Raw genomic sequence first — 24,392 nt, 5'->3', positions numbered from 1 at the left:
GGTGCCAAAGGCTGTCAGCCCAGCGCAACCGCCAGGATGCCGAGCACGACGGCGAGCAGCGGCGTGGTGCCCTGCAGCACCGCAGGGCGGAGGTACTTCCGCCCGCTGGCCGCCAGCACCAGCGAGGCCAGCAGCATGGAGCCGCACGACGCGAAAACCAGGGTCCAGCCGATCTCAGGACGCCCGAAAACCACGAAACAGATGCCAGCGAGCGCGCCCACGGCGAGGAACAGGTTGTAGAAGCCCTGGTTGAAGGCCATGGGCTTGGTGGTTTCGGCGTCGGCCTGGGACGCGACGCCGAAACGCTTCCAGGTGGCCGGGCGGGTCCATGTGAGGGACTCCATCGTGAAGATGTACACGTGCAGGAGGCCGGCGAGGAGCGCAAATACCAGGGAAGCAACGGTCATGGACCGATCCTAGCCGCGCCGCCCGCGGTCAGGCCGCACGCCAACACGGCGCCGCCCACCAACAACACTCAGCCCAGCAGCCGCTCGCGTTCCCGCGGATCCACCGCGGCAGCCGCCGCAGCCATCGCCAGGCCGAACGCGGCGTCGAGCACTGCCCGGTCCGCCGAGGCGGTGGCCCCGTGCGCGGCGAACTCGGCGGTGTGGTGCGCCGCGCCGCCCACCTCGTAGCCCACCAGCGGGTGGATGCTCGGCACGAGCAGCGAGACGTTGCCCATGTCGGTGGACGCCACCGGCGCCGGATCGAAGGCGACGTCGCGCCCACGGATCACCATGGCTTCCCGGTAGGCCTCGGACAGGTAGCGGTCCTGCCGCAGTTCCGCATAGGGATTGCCCGACGGCGTCACGGTCAGCGCAGCTCGGCTGGCCAGCGCCCCGGCGTCGAGGCAACGCCGCACGCGGTCCTCGATCACGCGCAGCGTGGTGATGTCCGGGGCGCGCATTTCCACGCTGGCACGGGCCCGCTCGGGTATCACGTTGACCGCGCTTCCGCCCTCGGTGACGATCAGCGAAACGATGGCTCCGGCGGGCAGCTGCTGCCGGGCCAGGGCGAGCGCGGTCTGCGCCACCACCAAGGCGTCCAGGGCGTTGATGCCCTCCTCCGGAGCGGCCGCCGCATGAGCGGGCCGGCCCTCGTAGAGCACCTCCCACATGCCCATCGCCAGGGACGTCCCGCCCACCACATCCGACGCGGCTGCGTGGGCCATCATGGCCAGCGAGACGTCGTCGAAGAAGCCTTCCCCGATCATCGCCACCTTGCCGCCAAAGCTTTCCTCCGCCGGGGTGCCGAGCACCTTGACGGTGATGCCGAGGTCATCGGCGACGGCGGCGAGCGCCAACGCGGCGCCCACGGCACTGGCGGCGTTGACGTTGTGCCCGCAGGCGTGGCCGATGTCCGGCAGGGCGTCGTACTCGACGCACAGCGCGACGACCAGCTTCCCGCTGCCGTACCGTGCGCTGAAGGCGGTGGGGAGCGAGGGCTGGACGGCGTCGAAGGCGAAACCGGCCGCGCCGAGCAGGGCACGGACTCGCTTGGCCGCCCGGAACTCCTCCCCGCTCAGCTCGGGGTCGGCGTGGATCGCGTGGCTCAGCCCCAGGATGTCGGCCTCCCAGCGTTCCAGCGCGGATTCCAGGTGCTGTTGCACGGCTGCCGGAGCCGCAAGTGCCGCGTTGCTCATGCGGTCACCTTCACCTTCGGGTAACGGGCGGACACCGCCGAGGCAATCAGCGCGGCCAGCGCGAGCGCACCCCAGATCGCGAAGAGCCCGCCCTCGCTGATCCGCCCGCCGTCGGCGGTGCTTGAGGAAATCAGCTTCACGACGGCGGCGCCCACCGCGATCCCGACCGACAGGGCCAGCTCGTTCAGGCCGGCCGCCGTCGAGGTCTCCTCCAACGGAACACCCTCGACGGACAGGGCGCGGGTGCCCGCCTGGTACATGCCCAGGCTGAGGTTGAACAGGGCGAAGCCGGCGCAGTATCCGGCGAGGGAGCCGTGGGCGAGGGCCATGACGGCGAAGCCGCCGGCCAACAGGACGCCGGCGGAGACCAGGGTGGCGCGTTCGCCGAAGCTGCGCAGCACGCGGGCGGTCAGCAGCGAGGACACCAGGGACAGCACCGAGCCGAGGGCCAGGATGACCGCGATGTTGAAGGAACTCAGGGCGAAGCCGTAACCGGTCTTCTCCGGGTTGGCGTGCAGGAAGATGCCGTTGGTGCCGAAGTAACTGATGGAGGCGAAGCCGAAGAAGAACGTGGCGAGCGAGACCGCGCGGATCCGCGGCTTGGCGAGCATGCGCAGGTCCATGAAGCGCCTTGCGTTCCCAGCCGCACCGGGCAGCCGCGAATCGATCTTGGCCCACACGGCGAGCAGCGCGAGCCCAAGCAATCCGGCGAGCAGTGTGCGGGCATCCAGCCAACCCCATTCCGGCCCCATGGACAGCGCCACCACGAATCCGATCAGGCCGAGGGAGCACGACATCAGCGGCGCCAGGGCGAGGCCTTCACGGGTGGGGGTTCCGGCGTCGGGCAGCAGGAAGGAGGCAACAAGGGCGGCGACGGCGAACGGCACGGCGACCCAGAGGCCGAGGGTCGGCTGGGAGGCGCCGATGATCCCGGCCAGCAGCCCGCCGGCACCGAAGGTGATCATGAGGACGCCGATCATCACGCTGACGCCGGTGCGGGTGTGGGCAGGGCTGCTGACGCGCAGGATGCCCATCATCAGCGGGATGAAGCCCACCACGCAGGTGAGCAGCACGACACCGGCCGTCACCGTCCACAGCGACGGCCAGAAAGCCATCATGAACGCGCCCAGCGCCACCACTGCTGCGGAGCATCGCAGCACCAGCCGGTAACCGTAGCTGTCGCCCAGGCGGGAGATGATCGGGGTGAGGACGGCGAAGCTGACGTTGGAGATCAGGAAGATGCCGTTGATGGCGGGGTCGTCGATGGCGAAGACCGGGCCCAGTGCGGGGAGGATCGGATTCAGGTATCCCTGGGTGACGCCGCTGAGGGATTCGACCAGGGCCATGGCCAGGATCATTCCCAGGATCGTCCTGCGGGTGAGTGCGGCCGCGGCCGGTGGCATGGTCCGGGGCGGCATTGCCTTGCTTGCCATATGCTTCCTTGGGGGTTCGGGGCGCCCGGAGTGGCGCGAGTCACAACGTTATTCAGCCCCTCACGCACCATCGGATTATTGATGAAAACCTCCATCAAGCCCGCAGATTTGAAAGAATCTTCCATGATCTCCGAGTTGGATCTTGAAATCGTCAACGCCCTCCAGATCAATCCACGGGCCGACTGGTCCCGGGTGGCGGACGTCCTGGAACTGTCCGGCCCCACCGTGGCGCGGCGCTGGAGCGCGCTGGCGGATCAGGGCCTGGCGTGGATCACGCCGTCGCCCGGCCCGCGCTACTTGAGCGCCGGCTGGTCGGCGTTCATCAACCTGTCCTCGGTTCCGGAGCAGCACGGGGCGTTGATCGAACGGCTGTGCGCCGAGCCGGCGTTCGGCACGGTGTCCTTGGTGTCCGGGCCGCACGACCTGTTCGTGGACTGCTTCGCTTCCAGCCACGAGGAACTGATGGCGATCGTCACCGGCTCCTTCGCGGACCTGCCCGGCGTGACCCGGCGCGAGGTGGTGTTCGTGACCCAGCTGTACCGGCAGGCTTCCGACTGGCGCAGCGGCACCCTCGAGCCGGCGCGGGCCAGGCTCATGGCCAAGGAATCCACGCCCGCTCCCCCGGCCTACTCCCCCGACACGCTCGACGCCGCCCTGCTGGAGGCCCTCGCCCGGGACGGCCGCGCAGGCTGGGCCGAGCTCGGCGCCAGCTGCGGGGTCTCCCCCCAGACCGCGCGCCGCCGCGTGGAACGCTTCCTCGCCTCCGGCTACATCACCATGCGCTGCGACACAGCGGCCGCCGTGCAGCAGAACCTGCGCGAAGTTAGCCTCGCTCTCAACGTCCCGGCCAGCCAGGTGGACGACGTCGGCCGCTACTTCGCCGCCCTGCCCAGCTGCCGGCTCAGCGCCCAGGTTCTGGGCACCCAGAACCTGGTGGTCACCTTCTGGGTGCGCGACTACCTCGAGGTCCAGGCCCACGAACGCGAGCTCGCGGCCCGCGCGCCCGGCAGCACGGTGATCTCCCGGCAGGCAGTGGTGCGCACCTACAAGCGGCTGGGGCACATCCTCGATGAGAACGGCCGCAGCACCGGGGTGGTGCCGCTACCGCTGTGGCGGGAGGGGAGCTGACCACAGAATTCCGGAGCAGTTGGGCCTCGCCCTGCCTGTTGCTGCTTAGGCCGTCGGCGGGTGGACCGGGGCCCTTTCAGCCGGGACCGGGGGCCTTTTCAGCCGGGGTCATGTTGCCTGCGCTCCAACTGGCAAGGAAATCCAGTTGGTCCTGCGCGCGGCTGCCCGGTTCGGCGGTGTAGGCGATCAGGGTCAGCCCTTCGCCGGGCAGCTCAAGGGCGTCGCCGGTGAGCTCGATCTCGCCGACGAGCGGATTGCGCATGGTTTTGCGGGCGGTGCGGTGAAAGCGGACATTGTGCCGCGCCCACCGGGTGGAGAATTCGGAGCTGCCGGCGGCGAGATCGCCGATGAGCTGGTTCAGCGCCCGATCGTGGGGGCTGCGTCCGGACTCAGCGCGCATTGCCGCGGCAAAGTCATCGGCGAGGGTTTCCCACTCAACGAAGAAGTCCCGGGAACGCGGATCCAGGAACATGAAGCGGGCGAGGTTCAGCGGCAGCGCGGTCGGGCTGAGGATGTCCGCGTAGAGAGCGAAGCAGAGATTGTTGGCCGCAACGACGTCCATACGCGAGTTCCGGACGTAAGCGGGCGTTCCGGTCATCCCGGCAAGGAGCCTTCCAATGCTTGGCCGCAGTTCGGACCGTGTCCGCCGGACACCGGACGCCGGAGCAGGCGTGGCAGCCTTGGCCAGATCGTGCAGGTGGGCACGTTCTGCCTCGTCGAGCTGCAAGGCACGGGCGAGGGAGTCCAGTACGGAGTCGGAGACTCCCCGCAGGTTTCCGCGTTCGAGGCGGGCGTAGTACTCGGTGCTGACGCCGGCGAGCACGGCCACTTCCTCGCGCTTGAGTCCGGCCACCCGCCTTGTTCCGCCATAAGCGGGCAGCCCTGCCTGTGCGGGGGTGAGGCGCGATCGCCGGCTCATCAGGAACTCGCGGACATCGTTCGTCTTGTCCATGGCTTCCACGCTACGGCGGGTCACGTCGTTCTAACAGGAACTGCCAGTACACCGCACAGCAAGCACTCCCGCGCCGGTGGAAGGGCTGGTTTTCTGGAAGCACGAACAACGCAAAGGAAGATCCATGAAGAACGTCACGCTCAACAACGGCGTCGAAATGCCGATCCTCGGCTTCGGCGTCTTCCAGATTCCCGCGGAAGAGACCCAGGCAGCGGTCGAAGCGGCACTGGAAGCCGGCTACAGGCATCCGGATACGGCGGCCTCCTACGGCAACGAACCGGCCGTGGGAGCCGCCATCAAAGCCAGCGGGATCGCCCGCGAGGAACTGTTCGTCACCACCAAGCTCTGGATCCAGCACGCGCCCGCGGGCAGCGTCTACGACGACAGCAAGCGTGCGTTCCGGAATTCCCTGGACCGGCTTGGCCTGGACTACCTGGACCTCTATCTGATCCACCAGCCGCTGGGCGACTACTACAGCGAGTGGCGCGCCATGCAGGACCTGAACAAGGAAGGCCTGGCCCGGGCCATCGGCGTCTCCAACTTCCATCCCGACCGGCTCGTAGACCTCATCGACCACAACGAAATCGTCCCGGCCGTGAACCAAATCGAAACGCACCCCTTCCACCAGCGCGCCGCTGACCAGGAACTGATGCAGGAACGCGGCGTCCAGATCGAGTCCTGGGGCCCGTTCGCTGAAGGCAGGAACCAACTGTTCACGGATCCGGTCCTCACCGCCATTGCCGAAGCACACGGCAAGTCCGTTGCGCAGGTGGTGCTGCGCTGGCTGATCCAGCGCGACGTCGTTGTCATTCCGAAGTCGGTCCGGCCGGAGCGCATGGCCGAGAACCTCGACGTTTTCGGCTTCACCCTCACCGAAGGGGAGATGGCGCGGATCGCAGCCATGGACACCGGCGCCAGCCTCTTCTTCGACCACCGCGACCCCGACAAGGTCAGCTGGCTGGGCGGCCGCCGGTACAACTAGGGGAGGGCAGTCGTGATCACCAAACCAGCGGCCATCAGCCGGCGGTCCGCCCTTCGCGGTGCGGCCGCCGGCCTGGGCGGGGTGCTGCTCACCGCCGGGGCAACAGGCTGCACGGCACAAGGAACGGACGCAATGCCCTCAGGTGACGACGCGCCGTCGCCTGGCGCTGCCGTTCCCGGCCAAGACGGCCGGCGCGTTCTGCTCGCCTGCTTTTCCCGTGCCGGGGAGAACTACCATTACGGCGGCAGAACCAAGCTCGACGTCGGCAACACCGAGATACTCGCCGGCATGGTCAGCGCGCTGATACCGTGCGATGTGCACCGAATCGAGGCTGCAGAGCCCTACCCGGAAAGCTACGACGCCACGGTGGCCCGCAACGTCCGCGAACAGGACCAGGATGCCCGGCCCGCGATCCTCAACCCGCTGGCCGCCGTCGGCCGGTACGACACCGTGATCCTCGCCAGCGGCATCTGGAACGTGAGGGCACCGATGATCATGGCCACATTTGCCGAAAGCTACGATTTCACCGGCAAGACCATCCTTCCGCTCACGACCCATGCCATGAGCGGGCTCGGCACCACCGTCCGCGACTACCGGCAGTCCTGCCCGGGGGCGACGATCGGTGAAGGCCTCGCAGTCAAAGGCGAGGAAGTCCGCAATGCCGGACCCGGCGTCGGGTCCTGGCTCCAGCGCGCGGGGCTCCTCCCTGCCCGGCGCTAGTGCGGCATTCCGGAGTTCCAGACAAAACCGGGAGTAATGCGGCCCGCACCACAGGGCATTCGTCGTTTAGTTGGAACAGCCGGCTGCAACGACGCCGCCGGCACCAGCAGAACGAGACCCAGGATCCCCATGCTTCCCGCCGCGCCCCTCCGCCAGCCCCGTGCCGCAGCCGCCTCTCAGCACGGACCGCACCTTTCCGACACGACGCCCGACGCCGGCACCCGCCTCCCGGGCCACCTCACCGGAGCCGGGACTCCAACTGTCGGAACTCCCGGCAGCGAGGTGCCCAGCAGCGCCTGGCGGCTGAGGGTGGATGCGTGGGAGTACCTGGGCTACGCGGTCAAGCAGGCGGCCGCCGTCGGGCACGAACGCGGAACGGACGGCCCCCGCAACGGGCGGCTGTCCGCCGAAGCCGCACGGCTGCTGCCCACACTGGAGGCCCTGGAACTGTACTGGGCCGCGCCAGGCCAGGGTTACGTGGCGGAGCTGCGGCATAGCCTGGAACAGGGCGACTACGCCACCGCGCTGGCACTGATCGAGCCGGTCACACGACGGTTGTCCCGGCACGGGCAGGCATCCCCGGAAACCGCGGCGGACACGGAGCGGGAAACAGAGCAGCCCGAAAGCCATGCGGAAACACGCCGGCGCTTCGAGGTGCTGGTGATCGACGACATGTCCGAGGCCGAGCGCGAGGCCATGCGCGCCGATCTGCTGGCCCAGCGCCGCCCGGCCGACGAGTTCGTCTACGAGCCGGTGTTCGTGCCCAGCTTCGAGGATGCCTTGGTGGCCGTGCTCCTCAACCCGGACATCCAGGCCTGCGTGCTGCGGCCCGGTTTCGTGGCCCGCAGCCGGCAGCGGCTGAGCCGGGACCTGCGCGCCTTCCTGGCCGGGTTCACCGGCGGCGAGGTGCCTGCCCGGCCGATGGACCGGATCCTAATGCTCGCGGAAAAGCTCGGCGAACTGCGCCCTGAGCTGGACCTTTACTTGGTGGCCGGGGTGTCGATCGAGGAACTGGCGGGTTCCCTGACCCGCCGCTTCCGCCGGCTGTTCCGCCGCCAGGACAGCCTGGAACTGCACCTGTCCCTGCTGGGTGGTGCGGCGGCGCGCTACGAGGCGCCGTTCTTCCACGCCGTGCAGCAGTACAGCCGCAAGCCCGCAGGGGTGTTCCATGCCCTGCCGGTTTCGCGCGGCGGTTCCGTGGTCAACTCGAAGTGGATCGACGACCTGGGCGAGTTCTACGGGCTGAACCTGCTCCTGGCCGAAACCTCGGCCACCTCCGGCGGGCTGGACTCCCTGTTGGACCCGCACGGCTCCCTGAAGAAGGCCCAGTCCCTGGCGGCCCGGGCCTACGGGGCGCAGAAATCGCTGTTCGTCACCAACGGAACGTCCACGGCCAACAAGATCGTGCACCAGTCGATCGTGGCGCCCGGGGACGTGGTGCTGGTGGACCGCAACTGCCACAAGTCCCACCACTACGCCCTGATGCTGGCCGGCGCGCAGGTGGCCTACCTGGACGCCTACCCGCTGGACGAGTTCTCCTTCTACGGCGCGGTGCCGCTGGAGAGCATCAAGCGCATGCTCCTGGACTACCGGCGGGCCGGGCGCCTGCACGAGGTCAAGATGCTCGCCCTGACCAACTGCACTTTCGACGGGATCGTCTACGACGTGGAACGCGTCATGGAGGAATGCCTGGCCATCAAGCCGGACCTGGTGTTCCTGTGGGACGAGGCTTGGTTCGCCTTCGCCGGCTTCCACCACATCTACCGGCGCCGCACGGCCATGGCGGCGGCGCAAAAGCTCGAAAAGCAGTTCCGCGATCCGGCGTACGCGCGCCGGTACGCCGAGCAGCAGCGGCGGCTGACCGGCACAGGCGGCACAGGCGGCACAGGGGCGAACAGCGCCGCCGTCGGGAGCTTGGATTCAGTCAGTGACGAGCAGCTGCTGCAGACCCGGCTCATCCCCGACCCGGCGCGGGCGCGGCTGCGCGTCTACGCCACCCAGTCCACGCACAAGACCCTTACCTCGCTGCGGCAGGGGTCCATGATCCACATCCACGACCAGGACTTCGGGCAGCTGAACGCGGAGAGTTTCCACGAGGCGTACATGACGCACACCTCCACCTCGCCGAACTACCAGATCCTGGCCTCGCTGGACGCGGGGCGCCGGCAGGTGGAGTTCGAAGGCTACGAGCTGGTGCAGCGGCAGGCGGACCTCGCGGTGAGCATCGCGCAGGCCGTGGCGCGGCATCCCCTGTTGAAGAAGTACTTCCGGATCCTGGGCACCCGGGACCTCATCCCGGCGAAGTACCGCGAAACGCAGCGGCAGATGCCCCTGCGCGACGGCCTGGCCGCGATGGCCGAGTCCTGGAGCCGGGACGAGTTCGTGGTGGACCCCAGCCGGCTGACCCTGCACATCGGGCTCACCGGGGTGGACGGGGACACCTTCAAGCACGAATATCTGATGGACAAGTACGGCATCCAGGTCAACAAGACCTCGCGGAACAGCGTGCTGTTCATGACCAACATCGGCACCTCGCGCAGCTCGGTGGCGTACCTGGTGGAGGTGCTGGTGAAGCTCGCCGAGTCCTTCGAGGACGAACAGGCGGCCCTGAGCGGCCTGGGCCGGCGCGCGCACGAAGCCCGGGTGGCGGCGCTCACCAGTTCCCCGCCGCCGCTGCCGGACTTTAGCCGCTTCGCCGCCCGCTTCCGGGTGGACGCGCAGACGCCGGACGGGAACATGCGGGAGGCGTACTTCGAGACGTACAAGCCGGGGGCCACGGAATACCTCTCCGTGGCCGAGCTCGCCCGCCGGGTGGCGGCGGGCGAGGAGCTGGTGTCGGCGTCGTTCGTCACCCCGTACCCGCCCGGCTTCCCGGTGCTCGTGCCGGGCCAGGTGATCACGGCGGACACCCTGGCCTTCATGTCCGCGCTGGACACCCGGGAAATCCACGGCTTCAACGCGGAGCTTGGATTCCGGGTGCTGACGGGTTAGTCCCCCAGGGTGCGCAGCGTGGCTGCCGCGAACTCCCTGGCCGTGGCGTTCCAGCGGCCCAGCAGGCCTTGGAGGTTCTCGCCGTCGGCCCGGTGCGGGGTGGTCTCCGCTTCCAGGGTGGCGAGGATGCCGGTGCGCAGCTCGGTGTTGAAGTTGACCTTGCCCACGCCCAGGGTGCGGGCCTTCAGCAGCTCGTCGGCGGGAATGCCGGAGGCGCCGTGCAGCACCAAAGGTACGTCCGTTTCCGCCGAGATGCGCTCCAGCACGTCCCAACGGATCTGCGGGGCGCCCTTGTACTTGCCGTGCACGTTGCCGATGGCCACGGCCAGCAGCTGCGCGCCGGAGCGCTCCACGAAGTCGCGCACCTGGGCGGGGTCGGTGAGGCCGGCCGCCTCCTGGCCCGCGTGGCCCGGGTCGCCGGCAGCGAAAGCCTTGTCCTCGTCCCCAGCCAGCCCGCCAAGTTCCGCTTCGAGCACGACGGCGGCGGAGCCGCGGCCGGACGGGCCGCCGTCGGCGTCCATCGCGGCCCAGACTTCGCGCACCAGGGCGATGTTCTCCTCGAAGCCGAGGGCGGAACCGTCCGCGAGGACGCAGTCGGCGCCGGAGCGGACCGACTCAACAATGACGGCGAGGTCCGAGGCGTGGTCCAGCTGGACGCACACCGGAACCGCGGCGCCGTCGGCCAGACCGCGGAGGGCGGTGATGAGCCGCTGCCCGGCGCGGGTGGCGGCGGTCTTGGGCGCCACGTTGAGGATCACCGGCAGGCCGGTTTCCTCGGCGGCTTCCACCACGGCGGTGGCGGTGGTGAAGTCGTAGCAGGTGAAGGCCGGAACGGCCGCCCCGCGCTGCAGGGCGGCCGTTACCAGTTCGTCGAGTTTGGCTCGCATCAGTGGGCCAGGCCTCCGACCAGGATCCAGGCCACGTAGGTCAGCGCGAAGCCGGCCAGGCCCAGGATGGTGGTGAGTACGGTCCAGGTCTTCAGGCCGTCGGAGACGGTGAGGCCGTAGTAGCGGACTACGGTCCAGAAGCCGGCGTCGGTCACGTGGGAGAGGCCGAGCGAGCCGAAGCCGATGGCAATCACGATCACCGCGATCTGCGCCGGCGAGTATCCGCCTTCCATCACCGCGGAGGTGAGCAGGCCGGTGGTGGTCACGATGGCGACGGTTGCCGAACCCTGGGCGGCGCGCAGTGCCAGGGAGATGATGAAGCCGAGCACGATCACCGGCAGGCCCAGGCTGTCCAGGGTGTGGGACAGGGCGGCGCCGATACCGGAGGTGCGCAAGACCTCGCCGAACACGCCGCCGGCGGCAACCACCATCAGGATGGAGGCGATCGGAGGCAGGGCGCCTTCGAAGATCTCGCCGGTTTCCTTGAGGGACCAGTGGCGGCGGACGGCCAGCAGGAAGAAGGAGAGCGCCACGGCAACGAGGAGCGCGAAGAACGGGTTGCCGATGAACGCGGCCACGCCGTACCAGTAGTTGTCCTTCGCGAGGGTGAGCGTGCCGACGGTGCCGAGAAGGATCTGGACGATCGGAGCGGCGATCAGGAACATGATCAGGCCGGGACGCGGCGGAGCGATGGCGCGGGCGCCGGGGCCGTCGTGGCCCACGTGCACGAGGGACTTCGAACCGAATTCCTCTACCTGGGCCTTGATGCCGGGCAGGAGTTCGTAATCCTTGCGGTTCATGATGCTGGCAACCCAGTAGGACAGGAAGCCAAGCGGCACGCAGATGAGCAGGGAGATGAGGGTGATGAGTCCGATGTCGGCGCCGAAGACGCCGGCGCCTGCAACGATGCCCGGGTGCGGCGGGACGGCCACGTGGATGGAGAGCATGATGCCGGCCATGGGCAGGCCGAATTTGATCGGGTGGACGTTGGCGATCTTGGCGAAGGCGTAGACGATCGGGACGAGGACGATCACGCCGACCTCGAAGAACACGGGAATCGCCACGAGGAAGCCCACCGCGGTCAGTGCGATGGCGACGCGCTTGGCGCCGAGCTTCTCGGTGAAGTGGGTGGCCAGCGACTGAACGCCGCCGGAGACCTCGATCATGCGTCCGAGGACGGCGCCGAGGGCGATTAGGAGCGCCACCTTGCCCATGGTGCTGCCAACACCGGTGGATACCACGGTGAAGATGTCCTTGAGCGGGATCTGCGCGGCCACGCCCACCAGGATGCTGACGGCCAGCAGGGCCACGAACGCCTGGATCTTGAAGCGGATGATCAGCACCAGCAGCAGCGCGATACCGGCCGCGGCGATGGTCAGCAGGAGGGGCGTGCCCAGCTCCACTGCGGGTTTGATGGCGGGCGCGTCGGCGGCGCTGACCACCAACGGGCTGATGAGGGGGTTCATTGGGGGTGTCTCCTTTGACATACCAGTCTAAAGACCGGCGGGAGGTGCGACGACGGCGGAGGGGGGACCGCCGTCGTCGCGGCTTCTGGTTGGGGAGGTACTGCTACTTGCGCTTGGTGGGCGCGACCACCTTGATGACGGCGGAGTCATCGGCGGCGGCGAGGCCCTGGGCCTGGCCCAGCAGGTAAAGCTGCTCGGCGGCGGCTGCCACGGGTGCGGCGAGGCCGGCGGCCCGGGTGGCCTTGCCCACGATGCCCATGTCCTTGACGAAGATGTCCAGGCGGGACAGGACCTCGGCGCCCTCTTCGGTGTAGGCCTCGAGGATGCGCGGGCCGCGGTTGGAGAGCATGAAGGAACCCGCGGCGCCGGCCTCAAGGGCGGCGAGGGTCTTGGCCTGGTCGAGGCCGAGGGCGTCGGCGAGGGCCAGGGCCTCGGCGGCGGCGGCGATGTGCACGCCGCACAGGAGCTGGTTGACGGTCTTCAGGGCCTGGCCGTCGCCGGGCTTGTCGCCCACGATGCTCAGGGTGGAGGCCAGCAGTTCCAGGGCCGGGCGGGCCTTTTCGAGGGCGGCCGGAGCAGCGCCCACCACGATCAGGAGGTCGCCTTCGCCGGCGCGCTTGGGTCCGCCGGACAGCGGGGCGTCAACGAGTTCGACGCCGTACTCCGCCAGCCGCTCGACCGTTGCCGGGATCGCTTCGGTTCCCACGGTGCTGCCGAGGATAACGACGGCGCCCGGTTTGAGCACGGAGGCCACGCCGTTCTCGCCGAAGAGGACGTCGTTGAGCTGTTCGCCGTTGCGGACGGCCAGCAGCAGGGCATCGGCGTCCTGGGACGCTTCGCGGGCGGAGGCGAAGGTCTTGATGCCGGCGTCGCGGGCCAGGTCCAGGCGGGGCTCGGCGATGTCGAAGCCGTGGACGGTCAGCTGGGAGGCCATGCGGGTGGCCATGGGCAGGCCCATGGCGCCAAGGCCCAGGACGGTGAGGGTGTAGTTGCTGGTCATGGTGTTCTCCATTGAATTTTTTTAGAAAGAGGTGCTGAGTTTGCGGGTGACCTGGGCGAGGGAGTCGTCGTTGCCCACGTTGCCGGCGAAGACGATGTACGGGATGCCCTTGGCGGGGCCGTCCACCGGCTCCCAGAGGGAGACGATGCCCGGCAGCATGGGGCCGCGGACGATCGCGTGGCGGATTTCCAGGCCGTGCGCCGCGACGTCCGAGGAGGTGATGCCGCCCTTGGCGATGACGAAGCGCGGCGGGAAGGTCTTCAGGGTGCGGTTCACCACGGCCACGACGGCGGCGGAGACGGTGCGGGCGATCTGCAGGCTCGCGGCGGCGTCGTCGGTCTTGATGAGCAGGCGGCTGGTGTGGACGATCACGTCGCCTTCGTGCAGGGCGTCGACGACGTCGGACACGACGGTGCCGATGTAGTTGTCAGCTCCTTCGGCGAGCAGCTTCTCGACGTCGATCTCGATGATGCGGGCGGAGCCGTGCTCCGCGGTGAGGACGTTGAGCTGGCGGGTGGTGAGGCCCACGTGCGAGCCGACCACGATCAGGCCGCCGGCGGTGGAGGGGGTGTTGCCTTCGAAGGCTTCCTCGCCGCTGAGGGCGGCACGGATTTCCTGGCCGATGCGGCCGCGCACGAAGGGCGGGCCCACGCGGTAGAGCAGCTTCTTGCCGCGGCGTTCGGCTTCGTCCAGGCCGAGGGCGAGGAGGCGGAAGTCGTTTTCGGTAACGATGTCCGCCACGATCGGCGTGGAGTTGGTGGCGGATTCGATCGCGTCGGCGATGGCCTTGGCGGCGATCTGCGGATCGTTTTCGGACCCGGCGGCGCGGATGGTGTTCAGGTCCAGCACGATCACGTCGCCGGCGGCGAAGCGGCCTTGGGACTTCTCCTCCACATACTTGGCCATCTCCGAGTTGGCGAAGCCGAAGGTGGCGTCCTTGGCGAACTCGGTCTCGGCCACAGGGGTGAGGCTGCCGGCGTCGCCGCGCATGTAGTGCACGCCGCCGATGGTGACACGGCCGGCGTCGGGGAAGGCCGGAACGATCACGACGCCGTCGGTGGCTTCACCGGTTTCCGCCGCGACGGTGGCGGCGATGACGTCCGTTTCCAGGGGGTAGTGGCCGCGCAGGGTGGAGTCCGAGCGGCTGACGAAGCCCACGCGGACGCCGGCGGCCGGGGCCGCGGCGAGGGCGTTGCGGACGATTTCCTCGTTGCGGGCGGCGGCCTCGGCAGGATCGAGGCTGCGGGTGTTGGTGAGGACGTAGACGGCGGGTTCCAGGCCGTTCTCGACCACATGGGTGAACGCCCAGCCGAAGTCGGCGACATCCCAGCGGGTCAGCACCGGCAGCTTGGCCACGGACTGGGTTCCGGTGGGGTCGTCGTCCAGCACCATGAGGATGCGCGGCGAGGCGGCCGCGGACGCCGCGACGGCGTCGGCCACGAGCTGGGCGGGAACCTGGACTTCGGCCGGGAAGGCGGCCAGGACGTCGGCTTCAAGGGCCACGGGGCACTCCATTGTGTGGGAAGGCTGTTCTGTTCATGAATGTAAGATGTCAGACATCTTGCATTTGCTCCAGTGTGACACACGTCCCGCGGCCACGCAAGGTGGCACCCGTCACTAAAATGGCGGAATGGCTGAGACCTTGATCTGGACCGGTTCCTACACCGCCGACGCCGGCGGCAACGGCGAGGGAATCACCGCCCTGCGGGCCAGCCCGGACGGCTCACTGGAGCCCCTTGGCCTCGCGGCGGCCTGCGAGTCGCCGTCGTTCCTGGCCGCACACCCGAGACTTCCGGTCGTCTACGGGGTCCACGAACACGCCCGGACGGTCCGCGCCTACCGGCGGAACGGAGCAGGCTTCGCCCTCGAGCCGCTCGGCGAAGCCTGGACGGCGGGCGCCGCCGCCTGCCATGTCGCCGTCGATCCGCAGGGCCGCTTCCTGGTGGTCGCCTGCTGGGGCGACGGCCAGGTGCTCCTGTACGAATTGGACGACGACGGCGCCATCACCTCGCGCCTGGCGGCGGAGCCTTCGCGGGATCCGTACGACGCCGCCCGGCCCAGCCGGGCGCACGCCACCCTCTTCCTGCAGGACGGCGGCATCATGACCACGGACCTCGGGCACGACCTGCTGCGGTTGTGGGACTACATGCCGGGCGGGGGCCTGCGGCTGGCGCAGACCGTGGTGCTGCCGAAGGACTCGGGGCCGCGGCACCTGGTGCAGCATCCGGACGGGACGGTCTTCGTGGTGACGGAGTATTCCATCGAGGTCGCCGGGGTGCGGGCCGGGGCGGGCGGCCGCTTCGAACTCACCTCCATCGGCCCGGCGGGCGTGGCGCAAGCGTCCGACGGCGACGCCGCGGCGGAGATTGCCCTGTCGCCTGACGGGCGCCATGCCTATGTGGGCGTACGCGGTTCCAACCGGATCTGCACGCTGCGGATTACCGGCGGGCGGGCCGTTGACGGCGGCACCCGCCTCGAGCCCGTGGCCGACACCCCCAGCGGCGGCAACTGGCCTCGCCACCACCTGGTCCGCGACGGCTGGCTGCACGTGGCGCACGAGCGCTCCAACGACATCGTGACGTTCCGCCTAGGCCCCGAGACCGGGCTGCCTGCAGGTCCGGCCGGCCGGCTGGAGACCGGCTCGCCCACGGCCCTGATCCCCGGAGGCACCGCCTAGCCATATCCCAAGGAGCCCGAACGGGCGTACCGCCATTTCGACTGCAAACGTTTCCAGAAAATTCACCAGAATGGCGACTTACTGAAAGGCGCGCCCAGAAAACTCATAGATTAACAGCCCGCAAACGCTTACAGTTGTGACTTGCCACACAGCATCCTCGTATCGTGAAAGGCTCAATCACTTGTCATTCCCCAGAAACTCCACGCGCACAGCCGCGCGCCGGGGCGGCCACCGTCGGCATCTTGGCCGGGCCGCCGCCGTCGTCCTAGCCACGGCGCTGGCCTGTTCCGCCACGGCACCGGCAGGCGCTGCCGAAGCCGCCCGGAAGCCCTCGCCCGACGCCGGACACTCGGTCCGCGGAGGCGTCAGCGAGCAGAACTTCTACTTCGTCATGGCCGACCGATTCAACAACGGCAGCACCGCCAACGACACCGGCGGCCTCGGCACCGACCCCCTGGTGTCCGGCTTCGAACCCACCCGCAAGGGCTACTACAACGGCGGCGACCTCAAGGGCCTGCAGGACCGCCTCGACTACATCCAGGGCCTGGGAACCAACGCCCTCTGGCTCACTCCAAGCTTCAGGAACAAGGCCGTCCAGGGCGGCGGGCAGTTGGACAACAGCTCAGCCGGCTACCACGGCTACTGGGTAACGGACTTCACCCAGATCGACCCGCACCTGGGCACGAACGCCGAGCTGAAGTCGCTGATCGACGCCGCACATTCGCGCGGCATGAAGGTCTACTTCGACATCATCGCCAACCACACTGCGGACGTCATCCAGTACCGGGAGACGTCCTCCGCGCCTTACATTTCCAAGGCAACGTCGCCCTACCGCTCGGCAAGCGGCGAGGTCTTCGACGACCACGCCTACGCCGGCACCCAGGATTTCCCGGCCCTCGACGCCGCCACGTCCTTCCCGTACACGCCGTTCGTTCCCGACGCGGAGAAGGACGTCAAGGTCCCGGCCTGGCTCAACGACCCCACGCTCTACCACAACCGCGGCAACACGAACTTCGCCGGCGAGGACTCCACCTACGGCGACTTCTTCGGCCTGGACGACCTCTTCACCGAGCACCCGCGCGTGGTCAACGGCATGGTGGACATCTACACCGGCTGGATCCGGGACTTCGGGATCGACGGCTTCCGGATCGACACCATGAAGCACGTCAACGACGAGTTCTGGCAGCAGTTCGGCCCGCAGGTCCTCAGCTACGCCAAGGCCCATGGCAAGGACGAGTTCTTCATGTTCGGCGAAGTCTTCGACACCTCCAAGACCATCACCTCGAAGTACACCACCAGGAACCGCATGCAGGCCGTGCTGGACTTCGGCTTCCAGGGCGCCGCCCGCAGCTTCGCCTCCCAGAGCAGCAAGGCCTCGGGCCTGCAGGACTTCTTCGGCGGGGACGACTGGTACACCGACGCCGACTCCAACGCCTACCAATTGCCCACTTTCCTGGGTAACCACGACATGGGCCGCATCGGCACGTTCATCTCCCAGGACAACGCCGGTGCCACGGACTCCGAGCTGGTGAAGCGGGACAGCCTGGCCCACGAACTGATGTACTTCTCGCGCGGCAACCCCGTGATTTACTACGGCGACGAACAGGGCTTCACCGGAGCCGGCGGGGACCAGGATTCCCGCCAGCCGCTGTTCGCCAGCCAGGTCCAGGAATACCTCGACGACGACCTGCTGGGCACCTCAGCCACGCACGCCGCCGCCAACTTCAACACGGGACACCCGCTGTACCGCAAGATCAAGGAACTCGCCGCCCTCGCCAAGGCGCACCCCGCCCTGCGCGACGGCGCCCAGCAGCACCGCTACGCCGCGGACGGCGCCGGCATCTACGCCTTCTCCCGCACCGACGCCACCGAGCAGCGCGAATACCTGGTGGCGCTGAACAACAGCGAAACCACGCAGACCGCGGCCGTGCCCACCTACCGTGCCAACGCCGGATTCAAGCGGATCTACGGCGACGCGGCAAAGGAGCTCACGACGGCGGCGAACACCACCCTGACCGTCACCGTACCGCCGCTCTCGGCAGTCGTGTACCGCGCCGTCGACAAGCTCCCGGCCTCGGAGGCGGCTCCAGCCGTCGCGCTCGGCAAGCCCGTCACCGCAGCAGCGGACAGCAGCCGCATGAAGGTCAGCGCCGCCGTCGACGGCTCGTCGTTCAACGAAGTCAGCTTCGAGGCCCGCGTTCCGGGCGGCGACTGGCAGCGCATCGGCGTTGATGACAACGCCCCGTACCAGGTGTTCCATGACGTGTCCGCGTTGGCGGCGGGCACCGCGGTGGAATACCGGGCCGTGGTGCTGGACAACGCGGGCCACACCGCCCCCAGCGGCGTCCGCAGCGGCACCGTGGGCGAACCCACCCAGCCGGATTCGGTCACGGTGGCCGGCAGCCTCAACAGCGAACTGGGCTGCTCCGCGGACTGGCAGCCCGGCTGCACGCAGGCCGGCATGAGCTACGACCCCACGCACCGGCTCTGGCTGCTGCGCGTCCCGGAGCTTCCGGCCGGGCACTACGAATTCAAGGCCGCCCTCAACGGCAGCTGGGACGAGAACTACGGAGCCGGCGGGGAGGCCAACGGGGCCAACATTGCCCTGGACCACCCGGGCGGCGCTGTCACGTTCATCTACGACCACAGCACCAACGTCATCCGTGCGGCCTACGCCGACCAGCAGCCCGCGGCGGTGTCCGTGCCGGGCAGCCTGGACTCGGAGCTGGGCTGCGCCGGAGACTGGATGCCGGACTGCGCCCAGGCCCAGCTCGCCTATGATCCGGCCGACGGCGTGTGGAAGCTTTCGGTGGCCGAGCTCCCGGCAGGCAGCTACGAATTCAAGGCCGCCATCAACAATTCCTGGGCGGAAAATTACGGGCTGGGCGGTGCGGCCAACGGCAGCAACATCCTGCTCAACCACCCCGGCGGTCCGGTGACATTCCGCTACGACCCCGCCAGCCACCTCATCACGGCCGGCTGAAACCCTCCACCCCGATAGACTCGTGGAAACTGGGCCCGCGTTGCGTCGATTGTGCGCAACGCGGGCCCGTGTTTCACCCGGGTGACAGGCGGAGCGCTGCAGCACAGCGTAAAATGTCAGACATCTATGGTGTTGCCTTCGCGGCGGCACCGGCAAGCCGGCCCGGCCGGCGCAAGAGAAGGAGCACCATGGCACGCAAGTCGCTGGTCGGCGTCGTCGCTGATGAGTTGCTGGACCGCATCGTGGCGGGCGAATTCCCCCCCGGAACGGTGGTCCCGGGGGAACTCGAGCTCAGCGCGAAGCACGAGGTCAGCCGGATGACCGTCCGCGAAGCCATGAAGACCCTCCAGGCGCAGCAGATCCTCAGCGTGGAACGCGGCCGCGGCACGTTCGTGAACCCGCTGAACCGCTGGGCCTCCCTCGAGGCCGTGCTGCGTGCCGCGTCCGAAGGGGAGAACGACGCCGCCGCGGCCGTCCAGCTCATCGAACTGCGCCGCATGCTCGAAACCGGGGCCTGCGAACTGGCAGCCTCCAGGATTTCGGCTGAGGATGTGGACCGGCTCCGCCGCCACGTCGACGCCATGCAGGCGGCCCACGAGGGCAACGACGTCTCCGCGTTCGTGGAGGCGGACCTGGCCTTCCATGACGTGATCCTGCACGCCTCCGGCAACGTTTTCGTCGCCGTGCTCTTCGAGCCTTTGCACCGCGTCCTGGAAACCCGGCGCACCCAGACCTCCAAGGTTCCCGAGATCCAGGAACACGCGATCGGGCACCACCGCAACATCCTCGACGCGCTGGCCGCCGGCAGCCCGGACAAGGCCCGCCAGGCGATGGACGCCCACATGCAGCAGACCCTGGACGACCTGAAGAACTACGTGCTGGAGGCCTGAGCTTCTCTCCTCCCCCTTAGAACAGCGGGACTTGGACTTCCTTGATCCATTGGCCGCGGCGGTAGTCGCGGGCCTTGATGATCACGCAGTCCTGGTAGACCTCCACCTGCAGGCCGCTGGCCTCCCGGCCGTCCAGTGCGCGTTCGCCGCCGGTGCCGTTGTCCTCCCACAGGGTCTGGTTGGTCTTCTCATGAGCGTCCCGGACGGACGCGCGCCGCCGAACGTGGTGGTACTTGCGCTGGCGGCGCCTGCGGAGGCTGCGGTGGCGCCGACGGCGGCCAGGCCGGCGAGGGACGCGGCAATCGCCGTGCGGCGACTGGGGGAAGTCATGGGAGTGTTGCCCTTCAGCTTGCGGATGGATGCTTCAACCCCCGCAGCGTAGAGACATCGGATGAATATGGAATAAGCGCCCTCTTATCATTTGGAACTTGCACGAAAATCCGCGCCGTACCGCCTTGAAACAACGGATGAAACCCCGGGGAACCTACCCCTAGCCGCAAGCCCCGGGCTGGGCTAGTCTGCTCTCAACGCCTGCTTGCCAGGCCGGGCCTGCCCACAGGCATCAACGACGATCGCGAGGAGCACACAATGGCTGACCACACTTACAGCATTTCCGAGATTGTTGGGACTTCTTCCGAAGGCATCGACGCCGCCATCAAGAACGGCATCGCCACCGCAAAACAGACCCTCAGGCACCTCGACTGGTTCGAAGTGAAGGAAATCCGCGGCCACCTCAACGAGGGCGACGTGGCCGACTGGCAGGTCACCATCAAGCTTGGCTTCCGCTTGGAGCGCTGACCCACTCACTCCGACCGCCCCGGGAAGCCGGGAGGATCATGGGGAGGACCGGCACCCTTGGGGCGTCGGGCCCTCCCCGTTTTTCGTCCTCAGCGGGGCCGGCGTCCGGGGTTACGTGGGTCCGGCGCCGGGTCCCTTCGCCATCCGGTCGATGATTGCCGTGATGATGTCCAGCGCACGGGCGAGTTCCAGGTCCGAGGGCGCGCCGTAGCCGATGACCAGCCCGTTCTCCGGGGCGGCTTCGGCAAAGTACCCCTCCAGAGCCACCACGCACACGCCCTGTTTCAGTGCTTCTTCCACGACGACGCGGGCATCCACCTTCCCGCCGATGCGGATGATTGCGTGCAGGCCGCCGTCGAGGGCTGCAAGCTCAAGGCCATCCCGCGTTCCCAGGCGGTCGAGCATCAGCGCCCGGCGGTGGGCATATTGCCGCCGGGCGCGGGCAATATGCCGTGCCAGCCCACCGCCGTCGACGTAGTCCGCAAGCGCGGACTGCAAGATGCCGGAAACGGGGGTGTCCAGTTCTTCCCTGGCCCTCTTGATGCGCTCCCCCGCGGTTCCCCGGACCACGAGGTAGCCGCAGCGCAGCCACGGACTCAGGGTCTTCGAGAAAGTGCCGATCAGGATCACCTCGGCGTTGGACGGCAGCGAGGCGAGCGCCGGCAAGGGCATCCTCGTGTGGCGGAATTCGCTGTCGTAGTCGTCTTCAAGGACCGTCACGTGGTTCCGTTCGGCCCAATCGAGCACGGCGAGGCGTTCCTGGACGGGCATCCGCCCGCCGCGCGGATACTGGTGGCTTGGGGTCAGCAGGATGGCATCCGGGCGGGACCCCAGGGCGTCGAGCCGGCTCGCCTCCGCCCCGTCCTCCCCGACCGGAATAACCTCGACGACGGCACCCGCGGCGCTGAGGACCCGCCGGGCGGTGGGGTATCCGGGGTCCTCGACAAGGATCCTCGGACCTTTGGTCTTGCTTCGCAGTGCCGTGGAGATGAGCTGGAGTGCGTCGCTGGTGCCGGCTGTGATGACAATGTCCGCCGCATCCACGGTGAGTCCGCGGGACGCGCCCAGGTGGCGGGCCAGGGCGGCACGCAGGGCTGGCATTCCCGACGCCGGCGGGAGCCCAACCTGCACCGGCCCGGCGATGGCCTTCTTCCAGGCCGACCGCCATTCGCGGTCCCGGAACGGCTCGCCTGACGGCCTGCCGGGCGTCAGATCGATGACTGCTTTTGGCGCCGTCGCGGGCTTGGGAGCGGCTTTCGGCGCCGGAGTTCCCCGGCCGTCGAACCGCACCGCCACGCGGGTGCCGGCCGATCCGCGGCTTTCCAGGTATCCCTCACCGGAGATCTGCTCGTAAGCGCGCACCACCACGCCGCGGGAGACGCCCAGTTCCGCGGCAAGGCGCCGCGAGGCGGGCAGGGTGTGTTCGGGCCGCAGGGTCCCTTCGAGGATCGCTTCCCGGAGCCGGCCGGCGAGTTGGGCGGCGAAAGGAACAGGGCTGGCGCGGTCCAGGACGATCGGAAGTTCCGCCTCCACTTTGGTCCTCTCATTCTTCTGATTCTTGGATCTATGTTAGAACCAAGCCCGCCATGAACATGGGTATGGACCATTCTGACGAAGCCCACCCGAGGGAGCCCACCATCATGTTCACCGGCCTCAACGCCTTTCCGCTGACCCCTTTGGCTGACCAGCGCATCGACGAAACAGCCTTCACCGGCCTGGTGGAGCGCCTCGTGGCGGCGGGCGTCGACGGGATCACTGCCCTGGGATCGACCGGCTCCTACGCCTATTTCACCCGGGAGGAGCGGGCCCGCGTTGCACGCCTGGCCGTCGAGAGCGCCGGCGACGTACCCGTGATGATCGGGGTGGGCGCGCTGCGCACCAAGCATGTCCTCGAACTCGTGGAGGACGCGCAGAACGCCGGCGCTTCGGGCCTGCTGCTGGCGCCCGTCTCCTACCAGGCCCTCACCCCGGAGGACGTGCTCGGACTGTTCGAGGACGTGACCCGCGACCTGTCCGTCCCGCTGGCGGTCTACGACAACCCCGGCACCACACGCTTCACCTTCACCGACGAGCTTTACCAGTCCATCGCCGCACTTCCGCACGTTGCCTCCATCAAGATCCCCGGAGTTCCCGCCGGCCCCGCTGCGGCGTCCGCACGCAACGCCGGGCTGCGCAGCATCCTTCCCGCCCACGTCACCATCGGCGTCTCGGGGGACGCGTTCGCCGCGGCCGGCCTGAACGCCGGGTGCGACGCCTGGTATTCGGTGATCGGCGGGACCCTGCCGGCCCTGGCCCTTGCCCTGACCCGGGCCGCCCGATCCGGAGACGCGGACGGCGCACGGGAGATCTCCGGAAGCCTGCAGCCGTTGTGGGACCTGTTCAGCCGCCACGGCAGCCTCCGGGTGACGGCAGCGATCGCCGAACACCTCGGCCTGGTTCCGTCGCACTGCCTCCCCCTGCCGATCCGCGGGCTCGACCGAAGCCAGCGCGACGACGTCGAGCGCGTCTGCGAGCTGCTGGACCTCAGCGCGGGGATCAGTCTCCGGTGAAGGCTCCGGTGAAGGCTCCTGCGAAAAGCGTGAGCGCCGCCGTCGAGGGGCAGCAGCCGCGCCTGCCGGACGGTCCACACAAGGCGCCCGCTGGCCTGGCCCGGTACGTCGCCGCCGCAACCCTTGCCCGCACTGCCGATGGCGGCGCGGTGGTCGCCATCGTGCTGCTGGCAAGCACCGGCGGCGCACCGGGTTGGCTTGCCGGACTGCTGGGTGCGGCCATCACCGCCCCGCACCTGGCAGGTCCGTTCATCGCCCGCGTGCTCGACACGGCCAAGGACGGGCGGACAGTGATCGCCTGGGCCTGTGTTTTCCATGGCGCGACGCTGGCCGCCGCCGTCCTCGCCTACCCGCATATGTGGACAGGGGTCACGGTGGCCCTGCTGCTTGTTTCCGGGCTGGTCGGCCCCCTGCTCACCGGCGGCGTCAGCAGCCGCCTCCCTGCGATTGCCGGGCCTGACCGTTCGAGCCAGCGGCGGGCACAGGGCTGGGATGTGGCCACCTATGGCATCGGCGGAACCATCGGCCCCTCGCTCGTGGCAGCGGTCTCCGCGTGGTCCAGCCCCACCGTGGCGGCACTCGTGCTCGCCGCCGGGACCTTCGCCGCCGCGGGACTCATCCGGCTGCTTCCCTATGCCGGACCTCCGGCCGGATCAGGCGAGGTTCCGCATCCTGCACAAACCCTCCGGATGATGCTCACCACCGGCCCGCTGCGCCGCACCCTCTACCTGACCGTGATCGTGGCGTTCTCCGTCGCCGCGCTCCCGATCACCGCCGTCGGCGCTACCGGCTCCCTCGGCGTCGCCCCGGCCGCTGCCGGGATCCTGACGGCGGCCTACGGGCTGGGCGGTTTGGCCGGTTCCGCGGTGCTGATGATCAAGCCGCTGCCCGGCGACGCCGACCGTACCATGACGCTGCTGGCGTCGATCGTCGCTGCCGCACTGGGCCTCGTCGCGCTCACCGGCGTCTTCTGGGCAGCCGTTGGCGCTTACGCCGTCGCCGGTGCAGCGAACTCGCTGTTCTTCGCCGCGACGCTGGCCGCACGGAGCGAATACGCGCCCGCCACGGCACGGGGCCAGGTGTTCGTCTGGGTGGGGGCGCTGAAGATCGCCGCAGGCTCCGCCGGTACCGCGTTCGCGGGGGCCACCATCGCCGCGGCGCTTCACACCCCGTTGGCCATCGCCGTCGCCGCTACGCTGGTCTCTTGCGGGGCATCGTTCCTCGACCGCATTCGCGAACGCCGGAAGGCTTGAGGCCCCGCTGCCGCGCTGCTGGGCCCCGGAGGCAAGGCGCC

19 protein-coding genes are annotated in these 24,392 nt (G+C 68.8%); 10 read left to right on the top strand and 9 right to left on the bottom strand.

What is annotated here, in order from left to right; all coding sequences use genetic code 11:
* Positions 1-14 precede the first annotated feature (14 nt).
* From D3654_RS19250 to D3654_RS19240, 3 genes are all read right to left on the bottom strand, one after another.
* Entirely contained in the window at positions 15-407 is a 393-nt protein-coding gene (locus D3654_RS19250; RefSeq protein ID WP_120523064.1) for a DUF1304 domain-containing protein, read from the bottom strand.
* A 68-nt stretch (positions 408-475) separates the two neighbouring features.
* Positions 476-1,642 (bottom strand): amidohydrolase, encoded by a 1,167-nt coding sequence (locus tag D3654_RS19245; RefSeq protein ID WP_205571865.1) that lies wholly within the window; start codon positions 1,640-1,642, stop codon positions 476-478.
* Positions 1,639-3,075 (bottom strand): MFS transporter, encoded by a 1,437-nt coding sequence (locus D3654_RS19240; RefSeq protein WP_120523063.1) that lies wholly within the window; start codon positions 3,073-3,075, stop codon positions 1,639-1,641. Before D3654_RS19240 ends, D3654_RS19245 begins: the two co-directional genes overlap by 4 nt.
* A 123-nt stretch (positions 3,076-3,198) precedes the next feature.
* On the opposite strand from D3654_RS19240, the gene D3654_RS19235 reads away from it, so the two are divergent.
* Positions 3,199-4,203 (top strand): Lrp/AsnC family transcriptional regulator, encoded by a 1,005-nt coding sequence (locus D3654_RS19235; protein ID WP_162943804.1) that lies wholly within the window; start codon positions 3,199-3,201, stop codon positions 4,201-4,203.
* A 76-nt stretch (positions 4,204-4,279) separates the two neighbouring features.
* Here D3654_RS19235 and D3654_RS19230 read toward each other — a convergent pair whose 3' ends face one another.
* Positions 4,280-5,155: a helix-turn-helix transcriptional regulator gene (locus tag D3654_RS19230; protein ID WP_120523061.1), complete on the bottom strand. Its 876-nt coding sequence runs from the start codon at positions 5,153-5,155 to the stop codon at positions 4,280-4,282.
* A gap of 124 nt (positions 5,156-5,279) precedes the next feature.
* On the opposite strand from D3654_RS19230, the gene D3654_RS19225 reads away from it, so the two are divergent.
* From D3654_RS19225 to D3654_RS19215, 3 genes are all read left to right on the top strand, one after another.
* Positions 5,280-6,137, top strand: coding sequence for an aldo/keto reductase (locus D3654_RS19225; protein ID WP_120523060.1), 858 nt, complete (start codon positions 5,280-5,282; stop codon positions 6,135-6,137).
* A gap of 12 nt (positions 6,138-6,149) precedes the next feature.
* The gene (locus D3654_RS19220) at positions 6,150-6,857 is read left to right on the top strand and encodes a flavodoxin (protein ID WP_205571864.1); all 708 of its coding nucleotides are present in this window, start codon (positions 6,150-6,152) and stop codon (positions 6,855-6,857) included.
* 129 nt (positions 6,858-6,986) lie between these two features.
* Positions 6,987-9,848: an aminotransferase class I/II-fold pyridoxal phosphate-dependent enzyme gene (locus tag D3654_RS19215; RefSeq protein WP_120523058.1), complete on the top strand. Its 2,862-nt coding sequence runs from the start codon at positions 6,987-6,989 to the stop codon at positions 9,846-9,848.
* Here the strand turns inward: D3654_RS19215 and D3654_RS19210 are convergent.
* The 4 genes from D3654_RS19210 to D3654_RS19195 form a co-directional block, all read right to left on the bottom strand.
* Positions 9,845-10,735 carry a class II fructose-bisphosphate aldolase gene (locus tag D3654_RS19210; protein ID WP_120523057.1) on the bottom strand — a complete coding sequence of 297 codons (891 nt, stop codon included), beginning with the start codon at positions 10,733-10,735 and terminating at the stop codon, positions 9,845-9,847. The genes D3654_RS19215 and D3654_RS19210 overlap by 4 nt on opposite strands.
* The gene (locus D3654_RS19205) at positions 10,735-12,201 is read right to left on the bottom strand and encodes a GntP family transporter (RefSeq protein ID WP_120523056.1); all 1,467 of its coding nucleotides are present in this window, start codon (positions 12,199-12,201) and stop codon (positions 10,735-10,737) included. The genes D3654_RS19210 and D3654_RS19205 overlap by 1 nt, the downstream gene beginning before the upstream one ends.
* 103 nt (positions 12,202-12,304) lie before the next feature.
* Positions 12,305-13,201 (bottom strand): NAD(P)-dependent oxidoreductase, encoded by an 897-nt coding sequence (locus tag D3654_RS19200; protein WP_120523055.1) that lies wholly within the window; start codon positions 13,199-13,201, stop codon positions 12,305-12,307.
* Between the two features lie 21 nt (positions 13,202-13,222).
* Entirely contained in the window at positions 13,223-14,704 is a 1,482-nt protein-coding gene (locus D3654_RS19195) for a four-carbon acid sugar kinase family protein (protein WP_120523054.1), read from the bottom strand.
* Positions 14,705-14,831: 127 nt separating this feature from the next.
* Here D3654_RS19195 and D3654_RS19190 point away from each other — a divergent pair, with 127 nt between their 5' ends.
* From D3654_RS19190 to D3654_RS19175, 4 genes are all read left to right on the top strand, one after another.
* On the top strand, positions 14,832-15,878 hold the full coding sequence (locus D3654_RS19190; protein WP_205571863.1) for a lactonase family protein: 1,047 nt from the start codon (positions 14,832-14,834) through the stop codon (positions 15,876-15,878).
* 181 nt (positions 15,879-16,059) lie between these two features.
* Positions 16,060-18,861: an alpha-amylase family glycosyl hydrolase gene (locus tag D3654_RS19185; RefSeq protein ID WP_120523053.1), complete on the top strand. Its 2,802-nt coding sequence runs from the start codon at positions 16,060-16,062 to the stop codon at positions 18,859-18,861.
* A 188-nt stretch (positions 18,862-19,049) separates the two neighbouring features.
* Positions 19,050-19,751, top strand: a complete 702-nt coding sequence (locus D3654_RS19180; protein WP_120523052.1) for a FadR/GntR family transcriptional regulator — start codon at positions 19,050-19,052, stop codon at positions 19,749-19,751.
* A 588-nt stretch (positions 19,752-20,339) separates the two neighbouring features.
* Positions 20,340-20,549, top strand: coding sequence for a dodecin (locus D3654_RS19175; protein ID WP_120523051.1), 210 nt, complete (start codon positions 20,340-20,342; stop codon positions 20,547-20,549).
* Between the two features lie 111 nt (positions 20,550-20,660).
* Here D3654_RS19175 and pdxR read toward each other — a convergent pair whose 3' ends face one another.
* Positions 20,661-22,082, bottom strand: coding sequence for a MocR-like pyridoxine biosynthesis transcription factor PdxR (pdxR, locus tag D3654_RS19170; RefSeq protein WP_162943803.1), 1,422 nt, complete (start codon positions 22,080-22,082; stop codon positions 20,661-20,663).
* Positions 22,083-22,189: 107 nt separating this feature from the next.
* On the opposite strand from pdxR, the gene D3654_RS19165 reads away from it, so the two are divergent.
* Both D3654_RS19165 and D3654_RS19160 read left to right on the top strand, forming a co-directional pair.
* On the top strand, positions 22,190-23,098 hold the full coding sequence (locus D3654_RS19165) for a dihydrodipicolinate synthase family protein (RefSeq protein ID WP_120523106.1): 909 nt from the start codon (positions 22,190-22,192) through the stop codon (positions 23,096-23,098).
* A gap of 29 nt (positions 23,099-23,127) precedes the next feature.
* Positions 23,128-24,351 (top strand): MFS transporter, encoded by a 1,224-nt coding sequence (locus D3654_RS19160; protein ID WP_245413336.1) that lies wholly within the window; start codon positions 23,128-23,130, stop codon positions 24,349-24,351.
* Positions 24,352-24,392: the final 41 nt, after the last annotated feature.

The sequence above is a fragment of the Arthrobacter celericrescens genome (assembly GCF_003614925.1).
GTDB classification, from domain to species: domain Bacteria; phylum Actinomycetota; class Actinomycetes; order Actinomycetales; family Micrococcaceae; genus Arthrobacter; species Arthrobacter celericrescens.
Note: the sequence above shows the minus strand (reverse complement) of the source record. Positions and strands in the feature narration are given on the sequence as shown.

Bases quoted from the DNA above. Each gene is read 5' to 3' on its own strand.
- D3654_RS19250 (WP_120523064.1), bottom strand. From the start codon at position 407: ATGACCGTTGCTTCCCTGGTATTTGCGCTCCTCGCCGGCCTCCTGCAC.
- D3654_RS19245 (WP_205571865.1), bottom strand. From the start codon at position 1,642: ATGAGCAACGCGGCACTTGCGGCTCCGGCAGCCGTGCAACAGCACCTG.
- D3654_RS19240 (WP_120523063.1), bottom strand. From the start codon at position 3,075: ATGGCAAGCAAGGCAATGCCGCCCCGGACCATGCCACCGGCCGCGGCC.
- D3654_RS19235 (WP_162943804.1), top strand. From the start codon at position 3,199: ATGATCTCCGAGTTGGATCTTGAAATCGTCAACGCCCTCCAGATCAAT.
- D3654_RS19230 (WP_120523061.1), bottom strand. From the start codon at position 5,155: ATGGACAAGACGAACGATGTCCGCGAGTTCCTGATGAGCCGGCGATCG.
- D3654_RS19225 (WP_120523060.1), top strand. From the start codon at position 5,280: ATGAAGAACGTCACGCTCAACAACGGCGTCGAAATGCCGATCCTCGGC.
- D3654_RS19215 (WP_120523058.1), top strand. From the start codon at position 6,987: ATGCTTCCCGCCGCGCCCCTCCGCCAGCCCCGTGCCGCAGCCGCCTCT.
- D3654_RS19210 (WP_120523057.1), bottom strand. From the start codon at position 10,735: ATGCGAGCCAAACTCGACGAACTGGTAACGGCCGCCCTGCAGCGCGGG.
- D3654_RS19205 (WP_120523056.1), bottom strand. From the start codon at position 12,201: ATGAACCCCCTCATCAGCCCGTTGGTGGTCAGCGCCGCCGACGCGCCC.
- D3654_RS19200 (WP_120523055.1), bottom strand. From the start codon at position 13,201: ATGACCAGCAACTACACCCTCACCGTCCTGGGCCTTGGCGCCATGGGC.
- D3654_RS19190 (WP_205571863.1), top strand. From the start codon at position 14,832: ATGGCTGAGACCTTGATCTGGACCGGTTCCTACACCGCCGACGCCGGC.
- D3654_RS19180 (WP_120523052.1), top strand. From the start codon at position 19,050: ATGGCACGCAAGTCGCTGGTCGGCGTCGTCGCTGATGAGTTGCTGGAC.
- D3654_RS19175 (WP_120523051.1), top strand. From the start codon at position 20,340: ATGGCTGACCACACTTACAGCATTTCCGAGATTGTTGGGACTTCTTCC.
- D3654_RS19165 (WP_120523106.1), top strand. From the start codon at position 22,190: ATGTTCACCGGCCTCAACGCCTTTCCGCTGACCCCTTTGGCTGACCAG.